Here is a 1,654-nt window from a genome sequence, read left to right as displayed (position 1 = left end):
CGGTCGGCTCAAGCACCTGCCCGCGTCACCCTACGACACAACATCTGGTGTGGTCGTGAACTGACCGGAGACCCGCACACCCACACAAACCGCGAAGAAGCCCGAAGTTGACGCCGCTACAGTCGACATTACCCCTTTGGTTGTGCTGAATCAAAGGATTGGATCGGGCCTCGTAATAGAAGGGGTTGCAATAACTGATATATTTCTGCTTGAGCTCTTTGCCAATGAGGGGTCGTATTCGTCAGGGGCGGCTATGACTAAGGGTAAGAAAGCAGTTACTTTTACAACATTTTACAACAATCAAGAAGAGGCTGAAGCGGCGATCACGAAGGTTTTCTCTTCTCCTCCGCCATTGAAGCCATTTATCGAAGGTATTGAATGGATAAGAGTGGAGTTTCCTACTGCATCTGGGAAGATGTTTCTTGAACATCCAAGTTTGAAAGATGGCGCACTTGTGACGCCCGCATTGGAAACTGCCGCGAGCGCTTTCTCTCAGAATGAAGGACTTCCGGATAAGGCGTAGATCGCTGGACTCTTACTGATATAAGAGTTCCGGCGAATGTCGGCTCTCCGCCCGTTGTGAAAGACGCCGCTTCCGGCCCCGAACTGTCGTTTATCATTCAGTCTGATTGCTGCAGTTGCAGCCCGCAAAGTGGACGTTGCCAACGGGGCTAACCTCAATCAATCCTCGAAAAAGCGCCCATCAATAGCCTTGGAGAACCGCAATAACGCGGTCACGCTATCGAAGACAAACCGAGCTTCCTCCATCCGCACGAGGTCAGGATTGTCATGCGCAAACGACTGATCGTTGCGGATTGGATTCAGCGCCTCGAAGACGCTGATGGAGCTTTTGACAATGCGCTCCGAAATGGGGTTAAGGTTCTTTTGTTCGCGGAGGATTCTAACGTATTTTGCGACCCGCGCATGAAGGGCATCGTCCTTCCCGCAATCTTCGCCACCATGCTTGCGGACAAGAGAGGCAAAACGCTTCATGCAGTAGGTATGAAGGCGGTCAAGCGCCGCTTGGGGTTTGTTTGCATCCAGGTCGCGGCGGATTGAAGCAACCAATTCTTCCAGTGTCTCGTCCGGCTCGAAAGTCTCAATGGCAGAGGCATCAATTGCATCCGTACGCCCCTCGATCCGTGCGACGGTAGAGAAATAAGATCCTTTAAGTTTGTCTTCATTCCGCGCATCTTGTGCAAACTCTATCGCCTCCCGATACTCCCAGAGTTCGCGCAGGATTTTTGCCACTAACGTCGGCTGAGCACGTTCGATAAACGCACGCAATCTTTTCGCTTTCGATGTTCCTCGCCCGCTAAAGAGCTGCGACTGATCTTCCGGATCGATGGCAATCGTCTCATAGAAGAAGTCGTTGAAGGTGCCGTCACCGAAATCCAGAACGTATCCGGCTTCCATCCCCAATGCCTGCTCGAGCGCTTCGCGTTCATGCCGCGGTATCAACTTCTCATATGTATTTCGGCCTATCATGTTTTGCAGATACCTTAGTGGGATAAGACAATCGAGAGCGGCCACCGGTAGTCGCCCTTTTTTGGCTTCTTCGCGGTTTGTGTGGGTGTGCGGGTCTCCGGTCAGTTCACGACCACACCAGATGTTGTGTCGTAGGGTGACGCGGGCAGGTGCTTGAGCCGACCGG

Annotated in this window: 2 protein-coding genes; one reads left to right on the top strand and one right to left on the bottom strand. The window is 52.5% G+C overall.

Annotation, left to right across the window (positions count from 1 at the left end; genetic code table 11):
• The first annotated feature begins 253 nt into the window (after nt 1-253).
• Nucleotides 254-523, top strand: a complete 270-nt coding sequence (locus V8352_RS21700) for a hypothetical protein (protein ID WP_336426334.1) — start codon at nt 254-256, stop codon at nt 521-523.
• A 158-nt stretch (nt 524-681) separates the two neighbouring features.
• Here V8352_RS21700 and V8352_RS21695 read toward each other — a convergent pair.
• Nucleotides 682-1,654: abortive infection family protein (locus V8352_RS21695; protein WP_336426333.1), on the bottom strand; the 973-nt coding region annotated here is incomplete at its 5' end.

Source organism: Roseovarius sp. D0-M9, from assembly GCF_037083805.1.
GTDB lineage: Bacteria > Pseudomonadota > Alphaproteobacteria > Rhodobacterales > Rhodobacteraceae > Roseovarius.
Note: the sequence above shows the minus strand (reverse complement) of the source record. Positions and strands in the feature narration are given on the sequence as shown.

Coding starts and splice junctions, on each gene's coding strand:
- V8352_RS21700 (WP_336426334.1), top strand. CDS start 254: ATGACTAAGGGTAAGAAAGCAGTTACTTTTACAACATTTTACAACAAT.